Annotated in this window: 17 protein-coding genes and 1 pseudogene; 10 read left to right on the top strand and 8 right to left on the bottom strand. The window is 71.2% G+C overall.

All coding sequences use genetic code 11. From position 1 onward, the window contains the following. Nucleotides 1–2: 2 nt before the first annotated feature. Entirely contained in the window at nucleotides 3–1,256 is a 1,254-nt protein-coding gene (locus O7626_RS09260) for an extracellular solute-binding protein (protein WP_278060742.1), read from the bottom strand. Between the two features lie 333 nt (nucleotides 1,257–1,589). On the opposite strand from O7626_RS09260, the gene O7626_RS09255 reads away from it, so the two are divergent. Together O7626_RS09255 and O7626_RS09250 are read left to right on the top strand one after the other, a co-directional pair. Further along, the gene (locus O7626_RS09255; RefSeq protein ID WP_278060741.1) at nucleotides 1,590–2,600 is read left to right on the top strand and encodes a LacI family DNA-binding transcriptional regulator; all 1,011 of its coding nucleotides are present in this window, start codon (nucleotides 1,590–1,592) and stop codon (nucleotides 2,598–2,600) included. 79 nt (nucleotides 2,601–2,679) lie between these two features. Continuing rightward, nucleotides 2,680–4,488: an RICIN domain-containing protein gene (locus O7626_RS09250; RefSeq protein WP_278060740.1), complete on the top strand. Its 1,809-nt coding sequence runs from the start codon at nucleotides 2,680–2,682 to the stop codon at nucleotides 4,486–4,488. 135 nt (nucleotides 4,489–4,623) lie between these two features. Here O7626_RS09250 and O7626_RS09245 read toward each other — a convergent pair whose 3' ends face one another. The 3 genes from O7626_RS09245 to O7626_RS09235 form a co-directional block, all read right to left on the bottom strand. Further along, nucleotides 4,624–6,204, bottom strand: a complete 1,581-nt coding sequence (locus O7626_RS09245; RefSeq protein WP_278060739.1) for a hypothetical protein — start codon at nucleotides 6,202–6,204, stop codon at nucleotides 4,624–4,626. Between the two features lie 474 nt (nucleotides 6,205–6,678). Further along, nucleotides 6,679–7,656 carry an MBL fold metallo-hydrolase gene (locus O7626_RS09240; protein WP_278060738.1) on the bottom strand — a complete coding sequence of 326 codons (978 nt, stop codon included), beginning with the start codon at nucleotides 7,654–7,656 and terminating at the stop codon, nucleotides 6,679–6,681. Next, nucleotides 7,656–10,427 (bottom strand): ankyrin repeat domain-containing protein, encoded by a 2,772-nt coding sequence (locus O7626_RS09235; RefSeq protein WP_278060737.1) that lies wholly within the window; start codon nucleotides 10,425–10,427, stop codon nucleotides 7,656–7,658. Before O7626_RS09235 ends, O7626_RS09240 begins: the two co-directional genes overlap by 1 nt. A 227-nt stretch (nucleotides 10,428–10,654) precedes the next feature. Between O7626_RS09235 and O7626_RS09230 the strand changes: the two genes are divergently transcribed. Beyond that, nucleotides 10,655–11,488 (top strand): N-formylglutamate amidohydrolase, encoded by an 834-nt coding sequence (locus O7626_RS09230; protein WP_278060736.1) that lies wholly within the window; start codon nucleotides 10,655–10,657, stop codon nucleotides 11,486–11,488. Here the strand turns inward: O7626_RS09230 and O7626_RS09225 are convergent. Both O7626_RS09225 and O7626_RS41480 read right to left on the bottom strand, forming a co-directional pair. Further along, the gene (locus O7626_RS09225; protein ID WP_278060735.1) at nucleotides 11,377–13,143 is read right to left on the bottom strand and encodes an MFS transporter; all 1,767 of its coding nucleotides are present in this window, start codon (nucleotides 13,141–13,143) and stop codon (nucleotides 11,377–11,379) included. The two genes, O7626_RS09230 and O7626_RS09225, sit on opposite strands and share 112 nt — an antisense overlap. A 121-nt stretch (nucleotides 13,144–13,264) precedes the next feature. Then, nucleotides 13,265–15,079, bottom strand: a pseudogene (locus O7626_RS41480) (sialidase family protein). Between the two features lie 494 nt (nucleotides 15,080–15,573). Here O7626_RS41480 and O7626_RS09210 point away from each other — a divergent pair. The 4 genes from O7626_RS09210 to O7626_RS09195 all read left to right on the top strand — a co-directional run bounded on the left by O7626_RS09210 (nucleotide 15,574) and on the right by O7626_RS09195 (nucleotide 19,818). Beyond that, complete coding sequence (locus O7626_RS09210; protein ID WP_278060734.1) at nucleotides 15,574–16,317, top strand: TetR/AcrR family transcriptional regulator; 744 nt, start codon at nucleotides 15,574–15,576, stop codon at nucleotides 16,315–16,317. A gap of 67 nt (nucleotides 16,318–16,384) precedes the next feature. Beyond that, the gene (locus O7626_RS09205; protein ID WP_278060733.1) at nucleotides 16,385–17,428 is read left to right on the top strand and encodes a cation transporter; all 1,044 of its coding nucleotides are present in this window, start codon (nucleotides 16,385–16,387) and stop codon (nucleotides 17,426–17,428) included. A gap of 82 nt (nucleotides 17,429–17,510) precedes the next feature. Continuing rightward, nucleotides 17,511–18,827, top strand: coding sequence for a hemolysin family protein (locus tag O7626_RS09200; protein ID WP_278060732.1), 1,317 nt, complete (start codon nucleotides 17,511–17,513; stop codon nucleotides 18,825–18,827). A 181-nt stretch (nucleotides 18,828–19,008) separates the two neighbouring features. After that, nucleotides 19,009–19,818, top strand: a complete 810-nt coding sequence (locus O7626_RS09195; RefSeq protein ID WP_278060731.1) for an SAM-dependent methyltransferase — start codon at nucleotides 19,009–19,011, stop codon at nucleotides 19,816–19,818. Between the two features lie 48 nt (nucleotides 19,819–19,866). Here O7626_RS09195 and O7626_RS09190 read toward each other — a convergent pair whose 3' ends face one another. Beyond that, the gene (locus tag O7626_RS09190; protein ID WP_278060730.1) at nucleotides 19,867–21,780 is read right to left on the bottom strand and encodes a sulfatase-like hydrolase/transferase; all 1,914 of its coding nucleotides are present in this window, start codon (nucleotides 21,778–21,780) and stop codon (nucleotides 19,867–19,869) included. Between the two features lie 299 nt (nucleotides 21,781–22,079). Here O7626_RS09190 and O7626_RS09185 point away from each other — a divergent pair, with 299 nt between their 5' ends. From O7626_RS09185 to O7626_RS09175, 3 genes are read left to right on the top strand one after another with little or no spacing between them, the layout of a single operon-like run. Continuing rightward, on the top strand, nucleotides 22,080–22,739 hold the full coding sequence (locus tag O7626_RS09185) for a helix-turn-helix transcriptional regulator (RefSeq protein ID WP_278060729.1): 660 nt from the start codon (nucleotides 22,080–22,082) through the stop codon (nucleotides 22,737–22,739). Then, complete coding sequence (locus O7626_RS09180) at nucleotides 22,736–23,254, top strand: hypothetical protein (protein WP_278060728.1); 519 nt, start codon at nucleotides 22,736–22,738, stop codon at nucleotides 23,252–23,254. The genes O7626_RS09185 and O7626_RS09180 overlap by 4 nt, the downstream gene beginning before the upstream one ends. Nucleotides 23,255–23,285: 31 nt before the next feature. Next, nucleotides 23,286–24,104, top strand: a complete 819-nt coding sequence (locus O7626_RS09175) for an AfsR/SARP family transcriptional regulator (RefSeq protein WP_278060727.1) — start codon at nucleotides 23,286–23,288, stop codon at nucleotides 24,102–24,104. A gap of 105 nt (nucleotides 24,105–24,209) precedes the next feature. Here the strand turns inward: O7626_RS09175 and O7626_RS09170 are convergent, their stop codons facing one another. Then, nucleotides 24,210–25,064 carry a helix-turn-helix transcriptional regulator gene (locus O7626_RS09170; protein ID WP_278060726.1) on the bottom strand — a complete coding sequence of 285 codons (855 nt, stop codon included), beginning with the start codon at nucleotides 25,062–25,064 and terminating at the stop codon, nucleotides 24,210–24,212. Between the last annotated feature and the right edge of the window lie 366 nt (nucleotides 25,065–25,430).

Raw genomic sequence — 25,430 nt, 5'->3', positions numbered from 1 at the left:
GGCTACTTCGTCGCGGCGGCGGCGGTCGACTGCGCCGTGGCGAGTGCCTCCTGCGGAGTCTTCGACCCGCTGAGCGCGGCCTGGACCGCCGTCCAGAGCGGCTCGGAGATCTTCGGATACCTGGTGCCGAGGTCGTCGCCGGTCCGCCCCCTGGCAGCCTGCACCGCCTCGGCCCAGACCTTCAGCTTGGCGTCGGCGGCGACCTGCCTGTCCCGGACCGCCGCGACCGGCGCGATGTACGACAGCGTGGTGTCGGTGGTCAGCAGGTTGTCCCCGCTGGTCAGGCAGGACACCAACTTCTGCGAGGTGGCGTACCGCGCCGGGTCGCCCTGCACCGGGACGGAGACGAACTCGCCGCCGGTGGGTGCCGGTGCGGTGCCGCCGGCACTGGCCGGGATCGGGATGATGCCGTACTCGAAGTCGAGCTTCTCCGCGTTGGCCAGCTGCCAGGTGCCGTTCTCGCCGAACGCGTAGTCCCCGCTGGCGAACTCCTGCCAGCTGGTGGTCTGGGTGTTGTTGATGACCGAGTTCGGCGCGTATTCCTGCTTCAGCCAGTCGGTCCAGAGCGCCAGCGCGGAGACCGCCTGTGGCGAGTCGAGCGCGGTCAGTTGCGCTCCGGAGCCCCAGAACCAGGGCAGGAACTGGAAGCTGCCCTCCTCGGTGCCGATCGCGGAGAAGGTGATGCCCTTCTTCCCGGCCGCCTTCACCTTCGCCAGGGCCGCGGTCAGCGACGGCCAGTCCCGGACCGACGTGACGTCCACCCCGGCCTTCCCGAGCAGGTCCTTGTTGTAGTAGAGCGCGAGGGTGTTGGCGCCGATCGGGACGCCGTAGGTCTTCCCGCCGCTCTGGCCGGCGCCGAGCAGGTTGGGTTCCATCGCCGAGGTGTCGAGCTTGTTCTCCTCGGTCGTGGTGAGCGCACCCGCCTCGGCCAGCGTGGAGATCACCGGGTTGTCGATGATCAGCACGTCCGGCGAGTTGTCCTGCTGCGCGGCCAGCAGCGCCTTGTTGGTCAGGTCGGTGGTGTCGTAGCCGGTGCGCTCGACCGTGACCCCGGCCGAGCTGCCGCAGCTCTCCAGCAGCTTCACCCAGGCCGATTCGTCGTCGAACTGCGGGTACGGGTCCCAGATCGTGTAGCTGCCGCCGCCGTCGGCCGAACCGCCGTCGCCCGCGGCCGAGCAGGCGGTCGGGCCACCCGCGATCGCGAGGGCGACCAGCGCCGCGCCCAGGGTGCGGTTCCTTTTGGCTGATGTCTTCATGAGCTGCGCTCTGTCTTCATAAGCTGCGCTCCCAGATCGCTGGTCTGCGTGGCGGGGTCGACTGTGGCGGGGCCGAGCTTGGCGAACCGATTCGCCGAATCGGTTCGCCGAACATAGGCCCGATCCGAGGCTCCGGTCAAGAGTTCCACCTCATCTTCCAGCAACGGCACGTTCACGACGTTGACACACCGTTGACATGTCGACTACCCGAGTTCTACGCTGCCAGCGAACCGATTCGCTACCCGACCGTCCCGCCCCGGGCGAACACCCCCCGATAGGGTCGAGGCAGCCCGGGTGTCGACGCGACGCGGAGAACCGATTCGTGGGGGTGCGATGAACATCGGCGAGATCGCCCGCCGGGCGGGAGTGTCCCGCAGCACCGTCTCGTACGCGCTCAGCGGCAAGCGGCACGTCTCCGAGCCGACCCTGCAACGCATCCGGGCCGTCATCGACGAGCTGGACTACCGGCCGAACGCCGCCGCCCGCAGCCTGCGGGAGGGCCGCACCCGCACCATCGGACTGGTCATCCCCCCGGCCAGCCTGCGACTGACCGAGATGCAGCTCGGTTTCGTCGCCAGCGTCGTGGAGGCCGCCGCCCGGGTCGACCTCGACGTGCTGCTCTCGCCGTCCGGCGGCGACCACGACCGCTCCTTCGAGCGGATCATCAGCGGGCGCCGCGTCGACGGCGTGATCCTGATGGAGATCCGTCTCGAGGACGACCGGGTCACCCGCCTCCAGCAGACCGGCCTGCCCTTCGTCACGATCGGGCACACCGCACGCCCGGACGGCACCTGCTGGGTCGACCTCGACTACGCGACCCTGGTCGCCCGGTGCGTGCACCATCTCGCCGACCTCGGCCACCGGCACGTCGCCCTGGTCAACCGCTCCGCCGAACTGGTCGCCGCCGGCTACGGGCCGGCCCAGCGGGCGCTGGCCGGCTTCACCGAGGCGATCGGCCAGCGCGGCCTGACCGGCGTCGACCTGTGCTGTGCCGACGACGCGGCCGGCGGCGAGGCATGCCTCGAACAGCTACGCGACGGGCATCCGGACGTCACCGCCGTCGTCACCATCAACGAGGCGGCGCTGCCCGGCATCCAGCGCGCCCTCGAACGGGCCGGCGTCGTGGTCCCCCGCGACCTCTCCATCGCCGGTGTCGCCGCACCGCACTGGGCGGAAGACTTCCGTCCCCCGCTGACCGCCGCCGACGTGCCCACCGAGATGGGCACCCGCGCCGTCGACCTGCTCCTGGAACGCATCGCCACCCCCGAGGCCCCACCCCGGCACCTGTTGCTCACTCCACCGATCTCGCTGCGCGCCAGCACCGGGCCGGCACCCACCCGGTAGCCATCCGGACCGTCGCCGGGACGAGCCACGAGCTCGCCCCGCGATCTCCGCTGCCCGTCCCCCAGCCAAGGAGTCCTCCGTGAACAGAGCCACGCTGCTCGGCGCACTCACCGCCGCGCTGCTCACCGCCATCTCCCTGACCGCCGTCGCCACCCCCGCACAGGCCGGCGACGAGTCCATCACCGTCGACTTCTCCGTCGCCGGCGGTTCCCCCAGCTACCGCGCCTCGGGCTGGATCTACGGCATGACCGAGAACGCGTCCGGACCGGCCGACCACTTCTACCGCGACGTCAAGTTCCGCTACATGCGGGCCGGCGGCGCCCAACTCGGCCAGCCGGGCGGCTGGGTCGCCGGCAGCTACGACCGCAGGTGGAACTCGACCCTCGCCCAGGCCCGGCGCACCATCGCACTCGGCGGCCAGTTCGTCATCCTGCCGCACGACCTGTGGGGCGCCGACGGGTACGGCATCTCCCGCTTCCCCGGCGACAACGGCAACTGGGCCGACTACGACGCCTTCCTCACCCGGCTGATCGGTGACGTCCGGGCCGCCGGAATCAGCGTGCAGTGGGACATCTGGAACGAGCCCAACCTGAACATCTTTTGGAACCGCTCGCAGGCGCAGTACTTCGAGTTGTGGCGGCGCACCTACCAGCGGCTGCGCGCCGAACTTCCCGGCCACCTGATCGTCGGCCCGAGCTGCGCCTGCGTGCCGTCGACCGGCGGCTGGTGGGTCCAGTACCTCGACTTCGTCCGGGCCAACAACCTCGTGCCGGACATCTTCAGCTGGCACAGCCTGCCCGGCGACCCGGTCGCGAACGTCAACACCGCCAACGCGACCCTCGACGCCCGCGGCATCCCGCACCCCCGCCCGTACCAGATCAACGAGTACGGCTCGCCCAGCGAGCAGAACCCCGGCGACGGCTCCTGGTACATCGCCCGGCTGGAACGCGCGGGTGCCGACGGGTTGCGCGCCAACTGGGCCAGCACCTCGAACCTGCACAACGACCTCGGCAACCTGCTGGTGCACAACTCCGCCGGCCAGCACCAGCCGAAGGGCGAATGGTGGGTCTACCGCTTCTACGGATCGCAGACCGGCACGATCGTCTCCGTCACGCCCAGCCCGGCGTACGACGCCTTCGCCACCAAGGCGACCGGGGTCGCCAAGATTCTCGTCGGTGGCGGCGGCACCACCGGCAACATCGCCGTCAACCTGCAACGCCTCGACACCACCAGCGGCATCGTGCAGAACAACCAGGTGCGGGTCCTCGCCCAGCGCATCCCGTACAACGGCGGCGGCGCCGTCCAGGGGCCGGTCACCGTCGCCAACACCGTCGTGACGCTCTCCGGCAACGCCACCACGGTCAACCTGCCGCACACCAACGCCGACGACACGTTCACGATCACCCTGCTGCCGCCCTCGGACGGCGGCTTCCAGACGGTCGCGGTCGCCCAGCACTCCCAGCAGTGCCTCGACAACAGCAACCTGGGCACAGCGGACGGCAACCAGCAGCAGCAGTTCGCCTGTGAGGGCGGCGACCAGCAGCTCTGGAACTTCCGGCCGGTCACGGGAGTCGCCAACACGTACACCGTGCTCAACCAGCAGTCCGGCAAGTGCCTCGACGTGAACGCGGCGTCCACGGCCAACGGCGCCGCCGTCCAGCAGTGGACCTGCGACGGTGCGGCGCAGCACCAGCAGTTCACGCTCCGCAAGGTGACGTACGGCGGCAACGACGCCCACGACTACCAGCTCGTCGCCCGGCACAGCGGCAAGTGCGTCGACGTCAGCAGCATCTCCACGGCGCAGCGCGCCCTCGTCCACCAGTGGACCTGCAACCCCGCGGGCCAGGGCAGCCCGCTCAACCAGACCTGGCGGCTCTGGGGCCGCTGACACCCGCACCGCCGGCCGCCACCCCTGCCGCAGCACCGGGCCGGTGGCGGCCCGGCGGTGCCCCGACGATCCGCCTGCCACCTCGGCGGACGGCCCGCGGGACCAGCCGCGCGGGCGCCGCCGGTGGACCGCCGGCTAGTAGCGGCCCGGGTCGGCGCCGTTCGGGGTGTACACGGGCGGCGCGTTCTCGTGGTGGTGCGACTGGTGCCCGGACTGCTGGGGCTCGAACAGGTTCATCACCGGCTCCGGCTGCTCGACCCGCCGAGGCTGCTCGAACTGCTCGGCCCGCTCGAACTGCTCGGCCCGCTCGAACTGCTCGGGCCGCTGGGACTGCTCGAACCCCTCGTGCCGCTGGGGCTGCTCGAACCGCTCGGGCCCGCCGAACTGCTCGGGCTGTTCCGGGCGCTCGGGCTGCTGCTCGGAGCGCTCCCGCTGCTCGGAGCGCTCCCGCTGCTCGGAGCGCTCCTGCTGCTCGCGCCGCCCGAACTGCTCAGGCTGCCCGAACTGCTCGGGCTGGCTGGGCTGCTCCGGCTGGTCGGACTGCTCGATCGGCTCCGCCAGCACCTCGGCCGGTCCCCGGTTCGCCTCCTGGCGCACCGCCACCATCTGGTACTCGCCGGTCTCGCCGGTTATCGCGGCCGCCGCCATCACCGCCGCGGCGGCCCGGTCGGCCAGTCGCTTCGCCTCGCGCTGCGTCCGGGCCCGCACCTCGGCCGCCTGCCGCTCCGCCGTCTCCGCCGCCCGGCGGGCCTCGTCCAGCCGGTTCAGCTCGGCGGTCAGGTCCTGGCGGACCTCACCGAGCCGCTGCTGCAGCTGGGCGAACTCCTGCTCGGCGGTCACGCCCTCCTGGCGGGACTGCGCCAGCCGCTGCTGCGCGGTCTCCTGCGCGGACAGCAGCTGGCTGAGCGACTGCTGCCGGGTCTCGATCTCCTCGGCGAGCGCGGCAAGCTGCTGCTGGTGCGTGCTGGCCTGCTCGTCCGCCCGCCGCCGCAGCTCGGAGACGTACTGCTGGGCCTCGGCGCGGAGGTTCGCGTTCTCCTCCTCCACCTGCTTCTGCGACCGGGTCAGCTCCGCCTCGGTGGCGCTGCGCAGCTCGGTCAGCTCGCGCTCCACGTTGGCCTGCCACTGGCCCAGCTCCTGCTGGGTACGCGTCCGGGCCGCCTCGATCTCCTGCTGGATCTGGCTGCGCGCCGACTCCAGCATCGACTCCGCCTGCGCCTGGGCCCGCTCGACCTGCTGGGCGCTGCGCTCGCTGATCCGCTGCGCCTCCTGCTCGGCGCGTTCCCGGCTGGCCTCGCCCTCGGCGGTCAGCTTCTCGGCCTGTTCGCGGGCATCGGCGAGGACCCGTTCCGCCTCGCTCTGGTGCTCGGTCGCCCGCTGGGCGGCGGCGTCGACGATCGCCCCGGCCTGCTTCTCGGCCAGCGCGATGATCTGGTCGACCATCGGGCCGAGGTCCCGGAAGGAGGCCCGGTCCACCTGCGGCGGCCGTTCCCGCAGCTCGGTCAGCTCGGCCTGCACCTGCTGGAGATGGACGGTCAGGCCCTGGATGTGGCTGAACGCCTGCTCGCGTTCGGCGATCAATTTCGACAACTCGTTCGCCGTCTGCGCCACGTACTGCTCCACCTGCCGCTTGTCGAAGCCGCGCAGCGTGGTCTCGAAGCTGGGTCGCGAAGTCTTGTCCTCGTGCAGGTCGAACAGCTCCTGGCTCTGGGACATGCGCCATCCTCCATACGGTCGCGAGCCCGGTGCCGGCGTCCGGGGCACACGCCGCAGGGGTAGGGCTCAACCGGCGGAGCATACACCTGCCGGTGACCGGCGGGGCACCCCACCGGCCGGCTACCGGGCCGGCCGGTGGGGTGTACGGGTCAGAGACCGGCGGCGTGCGCGGCCGGGGTACCGCCGACGACGGGCAGCACGATGTGGCTGGTCTTCGACGCCACGTCGACGGTGGCCCGGTTCGGGTCGGCCTGTGCGTCCAGAATGCCCTTGGTGACCAGTTCCAGGTCGGCGGTGGCGACCCGCTTCTAGGTCTGCTTGTAGCAACATCCGCCGAGCGCTGACGGCCGCATGACAGTAGGCTGGATCTTGGCGGGCGGATAACGCGTTCGAAACGGTACGTGGGACTCGTTGGTGGCCATGAGACTGTGGCTGGTCGTCGTCAACGGACGCGTCCAGCTCCAGCCGAGAACATCAGCGGGACTGGTGTTGCTCGGGCAGGTGGCTCGCCGGGTGGACCCACAGCAGGACGTTGGTCGGCCGTACGGTACCCGCTTGTTCCCACTCCCGGCGGAAGAATGTGAGGATTTCCGGGTCGGAGTGGCGCAGGCTGAAGTGGGTTAGGACGAACAGCGTCTGCGGGTGTGCCTGGACGATGGGTCGTAGTTGGCTCCAGACGGTGTGCCCGACGCGGTCGGCGCGCCCGCGTTGGGTGTCGTCGAGGTATGTGCATTCGGTGATGATGACCGGGTAGTCGAACAGCCATGGGTTGCGCCGGAACACGTTCACGTGGGTGTCGCCGAGGAACGCGAACATCGGCCGCAGGACCTGTTCGTCGACGGTGACGCCCTCGTCGCGTTTGTGTGCCATGAGGCGACCGAAGTCTTCGGCCCGGCCTTCGCCGATCAGCCGGCGTCTCAGCTGGTCGAACTCCGGTAAAAGTGCCTTGGCCCGCTGGGCGAAGGCGTATCCCACGCAGGGCACCTTGTGCTCGCACTCGACCACTCGCACCTGGTCTGCTGAGCGGCCGAAGGTGAACCGGTCGTCGTGCCGCACCCCGTGCAGCCGGTAGCCCTTCGCCAGGGCGGGATCGAACGCCGCGCCGTGGTTCAGTTCGGCGCTCGCGCGGAGGTAGGACTCCACGTACGGTACTGCTGCCGCTGGCAGGTAGATGTCCACGCCGGCGGGGTTCGTGGCCAGGTAGTCGAGGTCCTTGACGTGATCGTGATGGGTGTGGGTCAGGAAGACCGTGTCCACCTGCCGTCCCTCGCACAGCCCCGCGTCGAGGCTGCACCGCAGCTCGGGGACGTGGAAGAACGTCTTGTCGTTGGCCCGGGAGTAACCTGTGAGGGTTAGCCTGGTGCCAGGTATGCGCCAGGTCTTCCATTGCCGGAACGGGTGACCCCGCTCCAACAGCGCGGGATGGTCGGCCGGTGTCTGGTCGGGTTGCATCATTGGTTGGTCGGCCTCGGGTAGTCGCCCAGGCGGCGTTGCAGCGCCTCGATATTCGCCACGATCTGGCGCGAGCCCTCAACCTCGTCCTCGGTGACGCTCTTCGGTCGCCGGCTCTCCGCTTCGTCCAGGCTCAGACACTCGGTGGCGTACTCGTGCAAGACCGTGAGCAGGGACTGGCCGGACGCCTCGACGGACAGTTCGCCGTCGTCGTCGAACCGGTCCCATGGAACCCCGAACACGGTGCTACGGCCGGCGGCAAGCTCGCTGCGGCGGTAACAGTGGATCAGTTCGCCGTGGCGGACCGCGTAGTGGCCGTGGTGGGCCAGCCCGACGAGCGGGACGAGATCCGGATTCCAGGCGAGGATCCGCTGCTCGACCGGCCACACCAGCCCCGACGGGCGCAGCGCCGGCCCGCCCCGCTCGGGCGGTACGCTCAACGCCCAGGTCAGGCTTGCCGCGAAGCCAGGGACCACGTCGTCCGGTTCCGCATCGGCGATCACGAAGAACTCGTCGGGGAACGCCACCCCGTAACACTCGGCCAGCACCTCACGTGGGCTCGAACCAGCTGCGTACAGGGCCCACGCCAGTCGAGTCAGCGACCGGAAGTCGCCGGCGGAAGCCTGGTCCCGCAGTCGGGCCAGCATGTGCTCGGACACCGCTGTGGTGAACGGGGCGGTCAGCTCGGAGCGCACCACACCCGCCGCTCCGGCCGGCCGCAGGGTTTCGACCAGCTGCAGGGCGGCGCGGTGTGCAGGCAGGGCGTCGATGTCACGGTGCCGCGGTACGAGCCGTTGCAGCGCCTCTAGCCGGTCGACGGCAGTGACGTGGTAGTCGCGCAGTACGGCCAGCAGCGACGGGCCGAGCTGTTCGATCCGCCCTTGGTCGTCGAGCGGGTCGGTGCCGTAGATCGTCGGTTCGCCATCGGCGAGGTCGGTGAGCCGGTAGCAAAGTACCAGGCCGCCGTATTCCGTGCGGTGGTCACGCAACGGCAGCAGCGGGACCAGCCGCCGGTCGCGTTCAAGGATGACCCGCTCGGTGAAGGCGTCGCTGCTGTCGGGTGGCGGCACCGGGCCGCCCCGGTCGGCCGGCAGCGCGAGCCGCCACACGTGGCACCGCAGATCGTTGGGTCGGTGTCCAGGCAGCGGCATGTGATCGGCGAGCGCGAAGAACTCGTCCGGGAACGGGACGCCGTAGCACTCGGCGAGCACCTCTGGTCGGTCCTTCCCGATCGAATACAGGGCCCATGCCAGATCGGTCATCGTCCGGTACTCATCCCGGGAAGCAGCCGCACGTAACCGGACGAGATCCTCGTCGGTGGGTCGGGCACGACGCTCAGCGGGCGCACCGGCCGGGCACGGGGCGCCCTGCTCGGCGCACACATCGACTCCGCCCGCATTGAGCAGCCTGCCGATCAGATCCTCCACCCGTGCCCGGGCGATCGATCCGGCGAACCGTAGGTTCTTCCTGCGGACGGCGGCCGCGTGCAGCGCGGTGTGCCCCTGCACGTCGATGAGGTTGACATCCACACCGGCGGCGAGCAACCGGGGTAGGAGCAGCTCATGGTCGAGGTCGGCCAGCAGGTGCAGCAGCGTCTGGCCGGAGTGGTTCCGTACCTGCGGGTCGGCGCCAGCGTCCAGGAGCGCGAGCACGCCCGACGTGTCGCGACAGACTGCCCGCATCACCAGCTCGAACCCGCTGTCCCGCGCCGCTGTCCCGGCCCGGGAAGGTGCCGGCGGGCCGTCAGCACTGATCGACCGCGCCGGGAACAGCGCCTGCGTGACCGCTGGGTGCAGGTCGTCCGGATTGGCCAGGTCGAACCGCAGCAGGTCAAGATCGATCGGATGGCGGTACTCCTGGGCGGTGAGCAGCCGGGACTCCCCACTCCCAGCGTTACGCCGCCGCGCCGTGACCTGCTCGCCTGGGCCGAAGGTCAGCTCGATGTCGGTGCCGTCCTGGCCCTCGTCGCGGCCCTGGACCCAGATCGTCCGGGTCGGGCGCGGTGGCCGCCGCGATGGGTCGAACACATCCTCGTCGAGCTTTCGTCGCGCATCGGCGACCAGCCGCTCGACCGCGACCCACGGCCGCTGGGGCCACCTGTCGCCGTGCCGTCCGGCGAGCGTGATCCCACACGCGGCGAGGGCTTCGCCAGTGCGGCCCTCGTCCCACAGCAGCGTCAGCCATTCGGTCATCGCGACGGGGTCGTCCGGACGCGGTCCGGCCGGGACGGCATCCAGCCGGCGGCCGTCAACGTCGTGGAACGGGATCCGATCGCGGCTGGCGCCGCACAGGTCGCGCAGCTCGCCGGGGTACCGGGCGTCCCAGTACGCCCGCGGCAGCCGGTACACCACCGAGGCGAAAACTGGATCCAACGGCCGGATTCCGACGTGCAGCCGCAGCCGATCCCCGACCCTGCGGCCCGTGTCGACCATGAGGTTCGCGCTGCCGTCGGCGGCCGGGTACCTGCGAAGCAGCCCCCACCCGTCCGGCTCGCCGGACTCCGGATCCCGCGGTACGTTCCAGCGCAGCAGATCCGGGGCGATATGGCGTAGGTCGTCGATCAGCCGATCGGCCATGTCACGGCCGTGCACCCGCGTGATCTCGTCGACGTCGATGTCCAAGTCCACGCGCGCGGCCGCGAAGGCCCCCGCAACGTCACCGGCGAGCCGTCGCGCCGCGACGGCCTCGACCATTTCCGCCGGTACGTCGCGTGGACGCGCGCGCCGGTACATCTCCAGCACATCCCGCCGCCTACCACGAACCGCCGCCACGGCTGAGACGGTAAATGGTCCCGGTTGCGTCCAGCAAGGTCATTTCCTGCCGCTAACCAAATCCGCGTACGGAGTGATCGATCGTTCCTGGAAACGGACCTGCCACGATCCCGCTGTCTGCCCGAAGCCTGACGCACCTGGCCGAGCTGCTGCGGCCTGACCGGATGCGTCGACGGGCGGCGGTGCGGTGTGCGGTGGCGGCGGGCGGGCCGGGCAGAATGGCGGCCGTGGGACGGCACGGCGGTTCGGGGCCGGCGGCGGGCTTCCGGGTGGTGCCGGGCGCCGCCGACAGCGACGTGATCCTGCACGTCCCGCACGCCGCCCGGCTGGTCCCGCCGGAGGTACGCACGAAGCTGCTCCTCGACGACGCCGCACTCGCCGCCGAACTGGCCCGGATGACCGACGCGCACACCGACCTGCTCGCCGAGCGGGCCGCCCGCACCGCCCGGCGTGCGCCGTGGACGTTCGTGAACCTGCTCTCCCGGCTGGTGGTCGACCCGGAGCGCTTTCCGGACGGGCGGGAGTCGATGCGGGCGGTCGGGATGGCCGCCGTGTACACCAGGACCAGCGCCGGTGCCGTGCTGCGCCCCGACGACCCGGTCGAGGAGGCGGAACTGCTCGACCGCTGGTACCACCCGTACGCGCGGGCGGTCACCGACCTCGTCGACGCCCGGCTGGCCGCACGCGGCCGGGTCACCGTGCTGGACGTGCACTCCTATCCGAGCCGGCGGCTGCCGTACGAGATCGGCCGCACCGGACGCCCGGCGGTCTGCCTCGGCACCGATCCGGTGCACACCCCGGACTGGCTGCGGGAGGCGGGCCGGGCGGCCTTCGCCGGCTGTGGCGGGACCGGTCTCGACACGCCCTTCGCCGGCTGTTACGTACCCCTGCGGCACTACGGCCGGGACCGCCGGGTGACCGCCCTGATGGTGGAGATCCGCCGGGACGGCTACCTGGTCGAACCCGACGGCCCGCCGACCGACGGGCTGGCGGCGCTGGCCGGTGCACTGGCCACTTTGGTCGACGCGGTGGACGCGGTGGCGGACGACCGCACCGGCTGACCGGACTCGGCCGGGCGAACGGAATCCGCCGGGCGACCGGGGACGACGCCCTGGCCCGGCTGACCGGTGTCGTCCGGCCCCTCGGGCTCCGCCGGTAGGGCGACGCCGTCTCCGGCCGGTGCGAACGGCACGGCGGCCGGCGCGGCGGCCGGGGTCGGCCTGGCCCGGATCAGCAGCGCGGCGACCACGGCGGCGGCGACCCCACCGGCCACCCCGACCAGGGCGGTGCCGGACATCGCCTCGATGAACGCCTCCCTGGCCAGCCGGGCCAGCGTGCCATCCCCGGTCGCGGCGGCGATCCGCAGGGCGTCCCCGATGGACTCCCGGGCCGGCCCGGTGACCTCGGCCGGCATCGCCGACCGGTACGCGGCGGCCAGTACGCTGCCCAGCACCGCGACGGAGAGCGCCGCGCCGAGCTGCTGCACGGTGTCGTTGACCGCCGAGCCGACGCCGGCCCGTTCCGGCGGCAGCGCGGCGAGCAGGGTGCCGACCGCGGCCGGCCCGCTGATCCCGCTGCCCGCCCCGATCAGCACCAGCGCGGCGGCCAGCGTCGGATAGCCGTCGGCCGGCCCGATCGAGGCGAGCGTCCCGAAGCCGGCGGCCATCAGCGACAGTCCGGTGGCGATGGTGACCCGGGCGCCGAACCGCCTGTCGACGAGTACCCCGAGGCCGTTGCAGACCAGCACGGTGACAAGCATCGGCACGAAGGCCAGGCCGGCGCGCATCGGCCCGTACCCGAGGACGAACTGGAGGTACTGGGTCAGCGCCAGCAGTACGCCGCCGGCCGAGAGCGAGAGCAGCACGATGGAGAGGCTGGCCCCGCCGAGGTTGCGGTCCCGGAACAGCGACATCGGCAGCATCGGCTCGGCGACCCGGCGTTCCCAGAGCACGAAGGCGGTGAGCAGCACGACCGCGCCGACCAGCCCGGCGACGGTCGACGCAGACGACCAGCCGTCCTTGGCCGACGAGATGACCGACCAGACCAGCGCGGTCATCCCGGCCGTGCAGAGCAGCGCGCCGAGCACGTCGGGGCGGCTGGCCGGACCGCGCGACTCGGGGATGATCGCCAGCGCGGCGACGACGCCGAGTACGGCGATCGGGATGTTGAGCAGGAAGACCGACCCCCACCAGAAGTGCTGCAACAGCAGGCCGCCCAGGGTCGGGCCGCCCAGCGCGCCGAGCACCAGCACGGAACTCCAGATCGCGATCGCCTTCTTCCGCTCGCTCTCGTCGAAGACCGTGGTGAGGATCGAGAGGGTGCCGGGCATCAGGAAGGCGGCGCCGACGCCCATCAGGGCGCGGGCCGCGACGAGTTGGCCGGGCGTCTGGCAGAACGTGGCCAGAACGGAGGCGCCGCCGAAGACGACCAGGCCGATCACCAGGCCGCGTCGCCGGCCGTGCCGGTCGGCGAGGCTGCCGGCGGTGAGCAGCAGGCCGGCGAAGACCAGGATGTACGAGTCGATGATCCACTGGATCTCCGCGGCGCTCGCCCCGAGGTCGCGGATCAGCGCCGGGATCGCGATGTTCAGCACCATGTTGTCGATCACGACCACCAGCAGGCTCAGGCAGAGCACGCCGAGGATCCACCACCGGCGCGGGTGTGGGCTCGCGCCGGTGGTGCCGGTGGGCGTGGGTGTGGGTGTGGGTGTGGACATCGAAGCCTCCGCTCGTACAGTGTTCGAGAACGCTAGTACACCGTACCAAAATCCTCGAACACTGTGCGAGCCCGTCCACTATTGCCGAACTGGCCGAACAACTGCTGCCACAGTTGCCCGATCAGCCGTGCCGGTACGTCTGGTCGAGCGGCAGGTGCAGTTGCGCGCCGGCTGGCGCGACATTCCCTGCGGCCAGTGCGCGGACCTCGTCGGCGGTCAACGCGCGATCGAAGAGCCACACCTCGTCCAGCCTTCCGCGGAACGGGTTGTTGACACCGTCGACTCGTGCCCCCACCCGGATTCCCGTCCGGGCATCGTCCGACACCGACCCGGCGACCGGGCCGGCGCTGCCGCCACGGACGCCGTCGACGTACATGACCAGCTCCTCCTCGTTCCGGGTCAGCGCGACGTGATGCCATTCGCCGTCGTTGAAGGTTCCGGGCACGGGGACGGTCCGGCTGGCCGCGCCGGTGTCGATCACGGCGTGTACCCGCCCCTGGCCCGGCTCCAGTCTGATCCACCACTTCGGTTCCCCGTCGGCGGTGGCGTGGGCCCAGAAGATGGCCTGGTCCTCCGAGGCGGTGGTGCGGAACCACACGGCCGCGGTGAACGCGCCCTCGTCGAAGGAGAGGGACCCGGTCAGCGGGACCTCCACATGGTCGCCGGCGAAGTCGAGAGCGTGCCCGAAGACACCCCCCGCCCGGGTCGGCCTGCCACTGACCACGCCGCCCAGGTCATGACCGGACGTGTCGGGTGTCCGCATGGTTGGCCCGGTGGGCTTGCCGAGCAGAGGAACGGGTATCCGAGCGAAGCTGATCCGCTGGTGGTAGGTCTGGGTCGCACCCTCGTCCAGGCGGTCACCGTTCTCGAACAGCACGCCGACGGTCCGCGGGTCGATCTCGACCAGATCCGAGTAGCCAGACGGGCCCCGGTAGACCACCAGACCGGACCGCCACGTCGCGGCCTGGTCGAAGCTCGACCAGAGCGTCAGGTTCTCCCGTGCCGTGGGGTGGCCCGGCGCGGAGAAGACGAGCCGACTGTTCACCTCGTGCGGGGACAGCGCCAGCACGGAGCCCTGTACCTGGGAGGTGACGATGCCGTTGGCCGCCTGGTACGGACGGTCGAAGGACTGGCCACCGTCGCCGCTCGTGGTGTCGACCCGCCGGCCGGGGGTGCTGCCCTGGTCGCGTGCGCTGAAGTAGACGGTGCCGTCGGCGAGCTCGGTAGCGCTGGACTCGTTCGGGGCGACATCGCCCCGCATCGGGTCGTCGACGCCGCCGAGATGTTAGGTCACGCCCCCGTCGTCGCTGTAGAGGTTGTGTGCGCCGAACAGTGAGGCACGCAGGCAGTCCTCTCCGGGAGGCGCCGCCACCGAGTGGTTGCCGGGGATGACCAGGCGGCCGGCGTGCTCGCCCTTGCGGAGCTGGAGCCCCTGTCCGGGCCCGCCGACGAAGTGCCGCCAGTTGTCCGGCCGTACCTGCGCGGTGATCTCCACCGGTGCGGACCAGGTCACGCCGTTGTCGTCGCTGTACTGGATGAACGAGCGGCGGGTCTGCTCCGCGTCGGCCACGCCGCAGCGCACGTCGTTGGAGCTGACGTCGCCGCCCGTGCGGGTGGTGTTCAGGATGATCCGGCCGGTGCGCTGGTCGACGATGGGGACCGGATTGCCCCACTTGTTGGGGCCGTCGTCGGCGATCACCCGCAGCGGTCCCCAGGTGCGGCCGCGATCCGTGGACCGCTTGACCACCATGTCGATGTCGCCGTCGTCGCCGGGGCTGTTGACCCGAGCCTCGGCGAAGGCCAGCAGTGTGCCGTCGGGGGCTTCGACGATGGCCGGGATCCGGAAGGTGTGGTATCCGTCCTGGCCGCGGGCGAAGACCGTGCTGGTGTGGAGGGCCCCGGCGGGGACGGCGTGGGCGCTCGTTGACCCGATCATCGCGGCGGAGCCGAGCACGCTGGCTGCGGCCAGGCTGCCCGCGATCCTCGCCGCGCCTCGGTGCCGGGAGCTTAGGAAGCTCATACCGATCTCCAATCTCGTGAGATGTCCTCGGGATCCGAGCTGTGCTTGGCGATCGCAGTCGTGAACAGTTCGCGCTGGGCGGCACGCTCGAGCTCGCTAACCGTGCTGCGGCGCGGCGCCACCCGGATCGAGATATGTCGGTGGAGTCGATGTCTGCAAGATGTCCTACAGATTTTGCTACCGTAGGTCCGTCGCCTCGGAAGCGTCAACGCCAGGGAGATATCCTACAAGTTAGCGGTGAAGGTGGACGAAGTGGCGACACGGGGGGGGTCCTGAGTTCCGGCGGTTGGGCGAGGCGCCGGACACGAGCGCGGGACACACCGGCTTCCGCTGCGCGTCGATGCCCACTGACCTCCGCGGAGACCCTTGGCTACCAGGCTCATAGACTGACCGGGTCGAGAGGACCCTGGATGCCGCCGAAGTCGGACCCGTTCACCAGCTCGGTGTGGCTGCGCCCGCCCCGGGCCAGCCGGGGCGGGGCGCCGACGCTGAGCCGCGAGCAGATCGTCCGGGCCGCGATCGAGCTGCTCGACACCGAGGGACCGACCGGGCTGAGCATGCGCCGGCTCGGCACCCGACTGGGCTCCGGCGCCACCTCGGTCTACTGGTACGTGACGAACAAGGACGAACTGCTCGAACTCGCGGTCGACGAGGTGATGGGCGAGGTCTACGTACCAGAGGTCGGCGACACCAACTGGCGGATCGGGGCGTCGGTGCTGACCACCACCACCCGGGAGATGCTGCTCCGCCACCCGTGGGTGATCGGCCTGCTCGGCGTACGCCCGAACCTCGGCCCGAACGCGATGCGGATCGGCGAACGCACGGTGGCCCTGCTCGGCGGAGCCGGCTTCACCGGACTGGAACTGTCACACGCGAGCGCGCTGCTGACCTCGTACGCGATCGGCTCGGCCACCACCATCGCGGCGATGGTCACCACCGTCCGCAGGTCCGGCCGGTCGCTAGAGGAGATCGTGCGGAACCTGGAGCCCCAGGTGGAGCGGATCGCCCGCGACCATCCGCACTACGACAGGTGGCGGCAGGAGGTCGGGTCGGCCGCGTACGAACCGGAACGGGTCTGGGACGAGAGCTTCACCTTCGGGTTGGAACGGCTCCTAGACGGCCTGGAGACCTGGCTGGACCGGCCGGACGGCTGACCGGGCCGGCGGGCGACGATGCGCCGCGCGGACGCTTCGAAGCCGGCAACCCGGGAATAACCGCCCGATGCTGGGCTTCCTACCCGCTACGCCCTGGCCGCTCGGCCTGAGCATCGGGGTCTTCGCCGTCGCCGGCCTGGTCACGATCCTCGGCAGCATCCGGCTGGTGGCCCTCGGCGACGCCCTGGCGGACCGGACCGGCTGGGGCGAGGCGGTCTTCGGGGTGGTCTTCTTCGGCGTCGCGACCGGGCTCTCCGGAATCGTGATGACGGCGGTCACCGCCGCCGGCGACCATCCACAGCTCGGCTACAGCAACGCCGTCGGCGGGATCGCCGCCCAGACCACCGCCGTCGCGGTCGCCGACGCCTTCCACCGCCGGGTCAACCTCGAACACGCCGCCGCCTCCTCCTCGAACCTGCTCTTCGGCTGCCTGTTGATCACCCTGCTCACCCTCGCACTGCTCGGCAGCTACACCCCGGACGTCACGGTGCTCGGCATCCACCCGATCTCGGTGGTGATCGTCGCCTGCTACCTCGGCGGGCTCCGGCTGATCCGGACCGCCGGCACCACACCGATGTGGCAGGCGGTCGGCACCACCGAGACCGAACCCGACGTACCGCAGGAGCACGGCGCCCTGGACGAGCGGGGCATGGCCGCGCTGTGGGTGCGGTTCGTCCTGGTCGGCGCCGTCGTCGCGGCCAGCGGCTGGGCGGTCTCGCTGGCCGCGGAGAGCGTCGTCGAGACCACCGGCCTCACCGCCGGGTTCACCGGCGGGGTACTGCTCGGCGTCGTGAACGGCCTGCCGGAGACCGTCACCGCGATCGCCGCCGTCCGCCGGGGGGCGGTCACCCTGGCCGTCGCCGCCGTGCTGGGCGGGAACATCCTCGACGTGATCACCCTGGTGGTCGGCGACGTCGCGTACCGGCAGGGCTCGATCTACCACGCCGCCGGCAACGACGACCTCTTCATCACCACCACCGGGCTGTTCATGACCGCGATCCTGCTCGCCGGGCTGCTCGTCCGGCAGACCTGCGGCTGGGGGCGGCTCGGTTTCGAGGGCGTACTGCTGCTGGCCACCTACCTCGGGATGACCATCCTGCTGGCCACCTGAGCCGTACCCGGCCGGTGCCGACCGGCTAGGTTTGGGACCCCACGACAGGCCAGAGACGACGACGAGGAGGCCGGGAGTTTCGGTGGACGGCTACGGGTTACAGGTGGCACTGGTTCTCTTCCTGGTCCTGGTCAACGCGGCGTTCTCGGGCAGCGAGATGGCGCTGGTGTCGCTGCGGGAGAGCCAGGTGCAGCGGCTGGAGCGGCAGTCGCGCGGCGGGCAGGTGCTGGCGAAGCTGGCCCGCGACCCGAACCGTTTCCTGGCCACCATCCAGATCTTCATCACCCTGGCCAACTTCCTCGCCTCCGCCGCCGCCGCGGTCTCGCTGGCCGCACCCCTGGTGCCGCTGCTCGACTTCCTCGGCTCGGCCGCCCAACCCGCCTCGGTGGTGCTGGTGACGATCCTGCTGACCTTCGTCAGCCTGGTCCTCGGCGAGCTGGCGCCGAAGCGGATCGCGATGCAGCGGGCCGAGGGCTGGGCGCTGGTGGTGGCCCGGCCGCTCGACGTACTCGCCGCACTCTCCCGCCCGGCGGTCTGGCTGCTCAGCAAATCCACCAACGTCGTGGTCCGGCTCACCGGTGCCGACCCGGAGGGCGGCCCGGAGGAGGTCAGCGCCGAGGAGTTGCGGGAGATGGTGACGGCCCAGCGCGGGCTCACCGCCGAACACCGCACCATCATCAGCGGGGCGTTCGAGATCGCCGACCGGATCCTGCGGGAGATCCTGGTCCCGCGCGGGCAGGTGGTCACCCTGCACGCCGAACTGCCCACCGGAACGGCCCGGCGACAGCTCGCCGAGTCCGGCCACAGCCGCGCCCCGGTGGTCACCCGGGGCGGCCTCGACGACGTGGTCGGCGTCGTACACCTGCGGGACCTGCTCGACGACGGCGCCCAGGTGCGCGACCGGATGGCTCCGGCGCTGTTCCTGCCGGAGACGCTCGGGGTCACCGACGCGCTGCGCCAGATGCGCCAGCAGCGCCAGCAGTTCGCGGTGGTGGTGGACGAGCGGGGCGCCAACGACGGCATCGTGACGATGGAGGACCTGATCGAGGAGATCGTCGGGGAGATCTACGACGAGACGGACCGCGACGTTCAGGCCGTGGTCCGGCAACCCGACGGGACACTCCTGGTCGCCGGCACCTTTCCGATCCACGACCTGCCCGACATCGGGCTCGAACTCGACGAGCCCGACGACGGCGACTACACCACCGTCGCCGGGCTGGTCCTGGCCCGGCTCGGGCACATCCCGACCGCGGCCGGCGAGACCGTCGACCTGCCCGCCTTCACCGCGCAGGTCGCCGAGATCGACCGGCACGCCATCACCAAGGTCCGGCTCCGCCCCCGGTCGGAGCGGTCCTCCGGCGACGAGGCGGTGGCGGACCCGGCCGGCGCTGCCGGCTGAGCGCAGAACCGCCGGCGTCGGCCTCCGGGTCGAGAGCGGTTCCGCCGATCCGGGTACGGGCACCACTGGCCGCCCCGGCCACACCACTGGCCGCACGGGACGTACCGGCGGGGGCGGGGGCCGCCGGCGACGCTCTACCGTGGAGCGACGCGTCCGCTACGGGAACTTCGAGGTAGGCCACGTGACGAAGGAAGCGCTGCCCGCGCACCGCGGACGGTCGGGCGGGCTCGACACCGGAGTCCCGCACTCCGCACGGATCTGGAACTACTGGATGGGCGGCAAGGACAACTTCGCCGCCGACCGGGAGGCCGGAGACGCGTACCGGAAACAGTTCCCCGGCATCGTCCCACTGGCCAGGCAGTCCCGGCGTTTCCTGATCCGGGCGGTGCACCACCTGGCGACCGAGGCAGGGGTCCGCAACTTCCTCGACATCGGCACCGGCCTGCCGACCCTGGAGAACACCCACCAGGTGGCCCAGCGGGCCGCGCCGGAGTCCCGGATCGTCTACGTCGACAACGACCCGCTGGTGCTGACGCACGCCCGTGCCCTGCTCAGCAACACCACCCCGGAAGGGGTCACCGACTACGTCAACGCGGACTTCCACGATCCCGAGCAGATCATCGCCGACGCCCGCAACATCCTGAACTTCAACCAGCCGATCGCGGTCATGTTCATGGGGGTGCTCGGGCACGTCGCCGAGCACGCCGAGGCGGAGTCCATCGTGGCCAGGGTGATGGCCGCCGTGCCCAGCGGCAGCTACCTGGTGCTCTGGGACAGCACCAACACCACCGAGGGGTTCGACGAGGCCCAGCAGGGCTACGACGACACCGGCGCCGTCCCGTACGTGCTGCGGAGTCCGGCCCAGATCGAACGCTGCTTCGACGGCCTCACCCTGCTGGAGCCGGGGATCGTCTCCATCTCCCGCTGGCGCCCGGAGGACCCCGACGCGGAACCGGTCGACGGCTACGGCGGCGTCGGGCACAAGCCCTGACGCGCCGGGGCGTTCCCACCGAGGAAAAGGCCGCCGGTCGGAAGGACGTCAGGCGGCGCCCCGCGGTCCGAAGGTGGTCAGGAAGCGGTCCCGGAAGGTGTCCATCCGCCAGACCGGCGCCCGCCGGCCCGGCCGGAGGCCGTCCTGCCAGCCCCACCCGGAAATCCTCTCCAGCACCGCCGGGTCGTGCGCGACGATGGTGATCGGGACGTCCCGGCCGGCGCCCGCACCGGTGATCATCGGCGAGGGCTGGTGGTCACCGAGGAAGACCACCACCGTGTCCTCGTCGCCGTACTCCTCCACATAGGAGATGACGCTGGTCAGCGAGTACTCGATCGACCGGCGGTACTCGGCCCGCATCCTGGTCTGGTCGCTCCAGAGCGCGCCCTTCGACTGGCCCTGTCTCGCCATCGGCTCGAAGACCGTCCCGTCGCCGAGCTCGTCCCAGTCGACGAACCGGGGAATCGGCGTCCACGGCGCGTGGCTCGACACGAGGGTGATCCCGGCCATCAACGGGGGTCCGTCCGGCGTCCCGTGTTCGTACCGCTCGAACGCCGCCAGGACGTACTGATCCGGCATCGTGGCCCAGCTGAACCTCGGGCCCTGGTAGCCGAGCTGCCGCGAGTCGTAGACCTTCTCGTAGTCGTACAGCTCCCCCTCCGGCCAGGCCCGGGTCACCCCCGGCATGATGCCGACGGTCCGCCAGCTCGCCCGGCTGAAGGCACCGGTGAGGGTCAGCCGGTCGGAGGTGACGATGTTGCGGTAGCGCTGGTTGCTGTCGATCCAGAGCCCGGACAGCAGCGTGGAGTGGGCCAGCCAACTGCCGCTGCCCACCGTCGGCGAGGTGAGGAAGGCGCTGCGCGAGGCGAAGCCGGCGGCGGCCAGCCGCTGCGTACCGGCGTCGAGGACCGCGTTGACCTGTGGGGCGAACCGTGGGTCCTCGATCGCGTCCCGCCCGTAGCTCTCCACGAAGACCAGCAGCACGTCCTTGCCGCGCAGGCCGGTCAGCAACCGGTCGCCGGGGACGTCGCGGAAGGCGTCCACGCCGGCCTGCCGGGTGAACTCCTGCTGGCTCCGCAGGCCGTCGCGGATCTGGTGCGCGCGTCCGTGCGCCAGGCCGACCGTGTTGCGGGCCGCCACCGGTACGCCGGGCACGATCTGCACGCCGAGCACGGCACAGGCCAGCCAGGCCGCACCGACCGCCAGCACGGTACGCGTCGCGGCGACGTCGTGCCGGGCCACCAGCCGGGTCAGCCGGAGCACCGCCAGCGTCATCAGCACGAGTACCGCGACGACGAGCAGCGCGGCCAGCACCGCCGCGCCGATCGCCCCGATCCGGCCGACCGAGTCGGTGAGGAACGAGATCGCGTCGTCCAGCAGGATCCAGTCGAGGACCGGGTCGAACTGCCGGGCGAGTACGGCGTAGAAGCCGATGTCCACGACCTTGAGCAGCACCAGCAGGCCGATACCGACACCACCGAGTACGGCGGCCACCCGTCGCGCCCCCGGCCGCAGCGCCAACAGGAGCACGATGCCGAGGAGTGCCTCCATCGGGATGCGCGCGAGCGTGCCGAGGGTGAACTGGTCCGGCCGGTTCGGCGCGGTCAGGGCGAGCAGCACCAGCAGGGCCGCCGCTACCGTCGTCGTCTGCCTGCGGAGCCGCCGGAGGGTCGCACGCCGCACCCGCGCGGCCGGGACATCCGTCGCGCCACCACCGGCCGGGACATCCGTCGCCTCACCACCGGCCGGGGCATCCGTCGCGCCACCACCGGCCGGGGTGTCACCACCGTCTTCGCCGGCCGGACCGTCGTCGCCGCCCGCGGTGGTGGTGGTGGTGGTGTCGGCGGAGGCGGGCCGCGCGTCGGTCGGGTGCTCCTCGGAGTGCCCGTCCGGTGGCGGATCGTGCTTCGTGGTCGTCCGTTCCTGATCCGGGCCCAGTGGCGAGCGCGTGAAGAGTGACAACCCGAAGATCCTCTCCTGGAGGCCGTACCGGCACGGCGGAGCACGCCCACGACAGCGCGACCACTCGTGAGCTAGAACGGGTTTTCCGCGCCGACGGTTCAAATCCGGGCCCGGCCCGCGGACGCCGGGCGGGTGGACCATCCCGGTGAAGCGTGCCGGAGCAGCCTGGCCGGCAGCCCGGGCGGGCCGGTTGCGCGATCTCGCAAGAAATCACCATGATGATCTTGCTGGCTCGAGACATCGGTGCCGTCCTGTGTTTACATCGCGACGTACCGATTCCCAGGGGGAGGGAGTTGTTCATGACGGGCAGGGGGACGGGGGCGCTGGCCGGCGGGCGGGCGGTGGAGCGGGCCGAGCACCTGGCGATGAACCCGGAAGAGGTCTTCAGCACCGACGTCCTGGCGATCGCCGGCCCGATCGACATCGCGCTGCCGCGGCGCCGGATCCGGCTACGTTCGCTGGGGCGGGCACCCGCCGACGGCGACCGGTCGTCCCGGCACGCGACCGAGTTCGCCCGGCTCGGCGGGGAGTACCGCGAGGCGCCCCGGCTGCCGCACAAGCTGATGGTCTTCGACCGTCGGGGCGCGCTGGTCGCCGTCGACCCGAACAACCTGCACCGAGACACCTGGGAGATCGTCGAACCCGCGGCGGTCGAGTCGTTCGTCTCGCTGTTCGTCCGCCGCTGGACGGACGCGACGGATCCGCGCCGGAACGGAGTACCCGAGGTCGTGCTCACACCACGAGAGAAGACACTCGTCACGCTGCTGGCCGAGGGGCACACCGACACCAGCGCCGCCAGGGAACTCGGCATGTCCGCCCGCTCGGTCACCTACGCGCTGCGGGCCCTGATGGACCGGCTCGGCGTGGAGAACCGCTTCCAGCTCGGCCTCGCCCTCGGCGCGATGCAGGCGGCGAGCCCACCCAGGAACACCCCGCCCGTCGAGAGAGAAGACCGATGAGACGCCTGATCGCGGTGCTGGCCGCCGCTGTTGCCAGCTCGCTCGCCGCCAGCCCGGCGACGGCGGCCGACCCGCTGGTCTGGGAACGGATCGCCTGCACCTCCGGCAGCATCGAGACCGCGACCCTGGACGAGACCAACGACGGCGACTTCCTCGCCCTCGCCGGCCAACTCGACTGCACCCAGGAGAAGACCGGAGCCACCTTCGGGTACGCCATCTACGAGCCGGGCTTCGCGCACGGCCTCGTCTACATGTCGCACCTGCGGCCGTACGCGAACGTCGGGGTCAGCCCGTTCTCGGAACGGAAGCGGCTGCCGTTCGGTACGGTGGACTTCGCCATCTGCGTGGTCACCGACTACCTGGTCCGGATCGAGTGCGTCCGGGTGGTGTGGGACCAGCTGGACCACCGGCTCGAGGCGCGCCCGCTGGACACCGAGGACCCGCTGGTCGCCCGGATGATCCGGCTCGTCCCGCCGGACTGGGCGCCCCGACCGGTCTGCGGACACTGCTGGTAGCTGACAACGGTTTCCATCGATCGGGGGGTGGATGGTGAACGGAGTACTGGAGATCGGTCTGCTCGGGCCGGTCCGGGTGCTCGTGGACGGCCGGCCGGTGAGCGTTGCCGCGCCTCGCCGGCAGGTGACGCTCGGCGCGCTCGCGCTCACTCCGGGGCGGAGTGTCAGCATCAGCGTGCTGGCCCGGTACCTGTGGGGCGAGGACGTTCCGGAACTGGCCCGGCGGGCACTCTCGACGATCGTCACCCGGCTCCGGCACGACCTCGGCACGGACGTGATCGCGAGCGGCACCGGCGGCTACACCCTGGACCTGCCCCGGGACACCGTCGACGTGTACCGCTTCCGCGCTCTCGCCGGTGCGGCGCGGTCGGCCCGGCCGGCGGACGAGTTGCGGCTGCTCGACGCGGCACTCGCCTGCTGGCGGGGCATGCCGTTGCAGGACGTGGCCTCGGAATGGCTGGTCGCGGAGCACGCACCCGGCCTGACCGAGGAGTGGTACGGGGTGACCGAGCGCCGGATCGACCTGCTGCTCGCCGCCGGAGGGCACGGTGACCTGCTGCCCCAACTGCGTGACCTGACCGCCCGGGAACCGTTGCGGGAGTCGATGTGGGGACGGCTGATGGTGGCGCTCTACCGGGCCGGCCGGCAGGCAGAGGCGCTGGAGACCTACCAGTCGGTGCGGGAGGTGCTGGTGGACCAGCTCGGCGTCGGGCCCAGCGAGGAGCTGCGCAGCCTGCACCGGGCGGTGCTCACCAACGATCCGGCGATCGCCGCCCCGGTGACGGTCACCCGCCCGCTACGACCGATCCGCCGGGTACGCGACCGGGCACGGCTGCGCCCCCGGCGGTGACTCGGGCCGCCCCCCGGGCACCGAGGTCATTTCTGGTAGACCCCGCCCCGGTTGCCCGGGCTGCCGAGCGACCCTGCCGCCGCGGCGGCGGCCGCCGCCCTCCGGTCAGCGGGGCGTCTCGCCGAGGTCGCGGATGATCCGGTCCAGGATCTGGAAGGTCTCCTTGATCGGTGCGGCCTCGACGAAGAGCCGGTTCACCGCCTCGAAGTAGCGGTCGACGTCCTCCCGCTTGTCCAGATAGAGCGCGCTGGTCAACTGTTCGATGTAGACGAGGTCGGCCAGGTCCTGCTGCGGGAAACGCAGGATGGTGAAGGCTCCGCCGGCCGCGGCGTGCCCACCGGCGGCGAGCGGGATCACCTGGAGCTTGACGTTCGGCATCTTGGTGACGATGGTGATCAACGCTTCGAGCTGGTCGCGCATCACCTGTACCCCGCCGACCGGGCGACGCAGCGCGGCCTCGTCCACCACCGCCCAGAGCAGCGGCGGATCCGGGCGGCTGAGCACCTGCTGCCGCTGGATGCGCAGGCTCACCCGGCGGGCGACCTCGTCCTCCCGCGCCGACCCGTGGCCGAGGCGCACCACCGCCCGGGCGTAGTCCTCGGTCTGGAGCAGACCAGGAACGAACTGGACCTCGTAGGTCCGGATCAGCATCGCGGTCGCCTCCAGCCCCAGATACCGCTGGAACCAGTTCGGCGTGACGTCGCTGTACGGGTGCCACCAGCTCGACGTGTTGGCCTCGCGTACCCGCTCCAGCAGCGTCGCCCGCTCCCGCTCGTCGTGTACGCCGTAGAGGGACAGCAGGTCGAGTACGTCGCGCTCCTTGAAGCCGACCCTGCCCAGCTCCATCCGGCTGATCTTCGACTCGGACGCGCGGATAGGCTCGGCAGCTTCCGCCCTGGTCAGTCCCCGTTCTTCGCGCAGTCGTCGTAGTTGGGCCCCCACCAGGATCCGTACGGCCATCGGACCGTCACCGGCTCCGTCCTGCTGTCCTGATCCGCTCACCCCACACCTCCGGGTTGCTTCCCGACCAAGCATGCCATTCGCTCTTGATCGGAGCTACCGTCCGAACACCCTCGGCGATGGCCGAACGGACGCCCCCGGTCCCGGGTCGCGGGCGCGTTCGAGCGATCTTCCGCAGGCCACAGCCGGTGCGTGCCTGGCAGTCGTCGGCAATTGCGGTCGGACGACACGATCAAAATTTTTCGGAGCGCGTGCAGGGCACAGGCGAGCCGGTCACGCACGGTTACACCGTCAGCACGATCTTGCCACGGCGTGCGCGGTCTCGACGAGTGCGCTCGCCCGGCCGTCCGACGCAGCGGGTACGTC

Origin of the sequence: Micromonospora sp. WMMD1102 (assembly GCF_029626265.1) — a bacterium.
Taxonomy (GTDB): domain Bacteria; phylum Actinomycetota; class Actinomycetes; order Mycobacteriales; family Micromonosporaceae; genus Plantactinospora.
Note: the sequence above shows the minus strand (reverse complement) of the source record. Positions and strands in the feature narration are given on the sequence as shown.

What these genes read in the sequence shown, in the direction of transcription:
- O7626_RS09260 (WP_278060742.1), bottom strand. Translation starts at nt 1,256, where the DNA reads ATGAAGACATCAGCCAAAAGGAACCGCACCCTGGGCGCGGCGCTGGTC.
- O7626_RS09255 (WP_278060741.1), top strand. Translation starts at nt 1,590, where the DNA reads ATGAACATCGGCGAGATCGCCCGCCGGGCGGGAGTGTCCCGCAGCACC.
- O7626_RS09245 (WP_278060739.1), bottom strand. Translation starts at nt 6,204, where the DNA reads ATGTCCCAGAGCCAGGAGCTGTTCGACCTGCACGAGGACAAGACTTCG.
- O7626_RS09240 (WP_278060738.1), bottom strand. Translation starts at nt 7,656, where the DNA reads ATGCAACCCGACCAGACACCGGCCGACCATCCCGCGCTGTTGGAGCGG.
- O7626_RS09225 (WP_278060735.1), bottom strand. Translation starts at nt 13,143, where the DNA reads ATGTCCACACCCACACCCACACCCACGCCCACCGGCACCACCGGCGCG.
- O7626_RS09210 (WP_278060734.1), top strand. Translation starts at nt 15,574, where the DNA reads ATGCCGCCGAAGTCGGACCCGTTCACCAGCTCGGTGTGGCTGCGCCCG.
- O7626_RS09205 (WP_278060733.1), top strand. Translation starts at nt 16,385, where the DNA reads ATGCTGGGCTTCCTACCCGCTACGCCCTGGCCGCTCGGCCTGAGCATC.
- O7626_RS09185 (WP_278060729.1), top strand. Translation starts at nt 22,080, where the DNA reads ATGACGGGCAGGGGGACGGGGGCGCTGGCCGGCGGGCGGGCGGTGGAG.
- O7626_RS09180 (WP_278060728.1), top strand. Translation starts at nt 22,736, where the DNA reads ATGAGACGCCTGATCGCGGTGCTGGCCGCCGCTGTTGCCAGCTCGCTC.
- O7626_RS09175 (WP_278060727.1), top strand. Translation starts at nt 23,286, where the DNA reads ATGGTGAACGGAGTACTGGAGATCGGTCTGCTCGGGCCGGTCCGGGTG.
- O7626_RS09170 (WP_278060726.1), bottom strand. Translation starts at nt 25,064, where the DNA reads ATGGCCGTACGGATCCTGGTGGGGGCCCAACTACGACGACTGCGCGAA.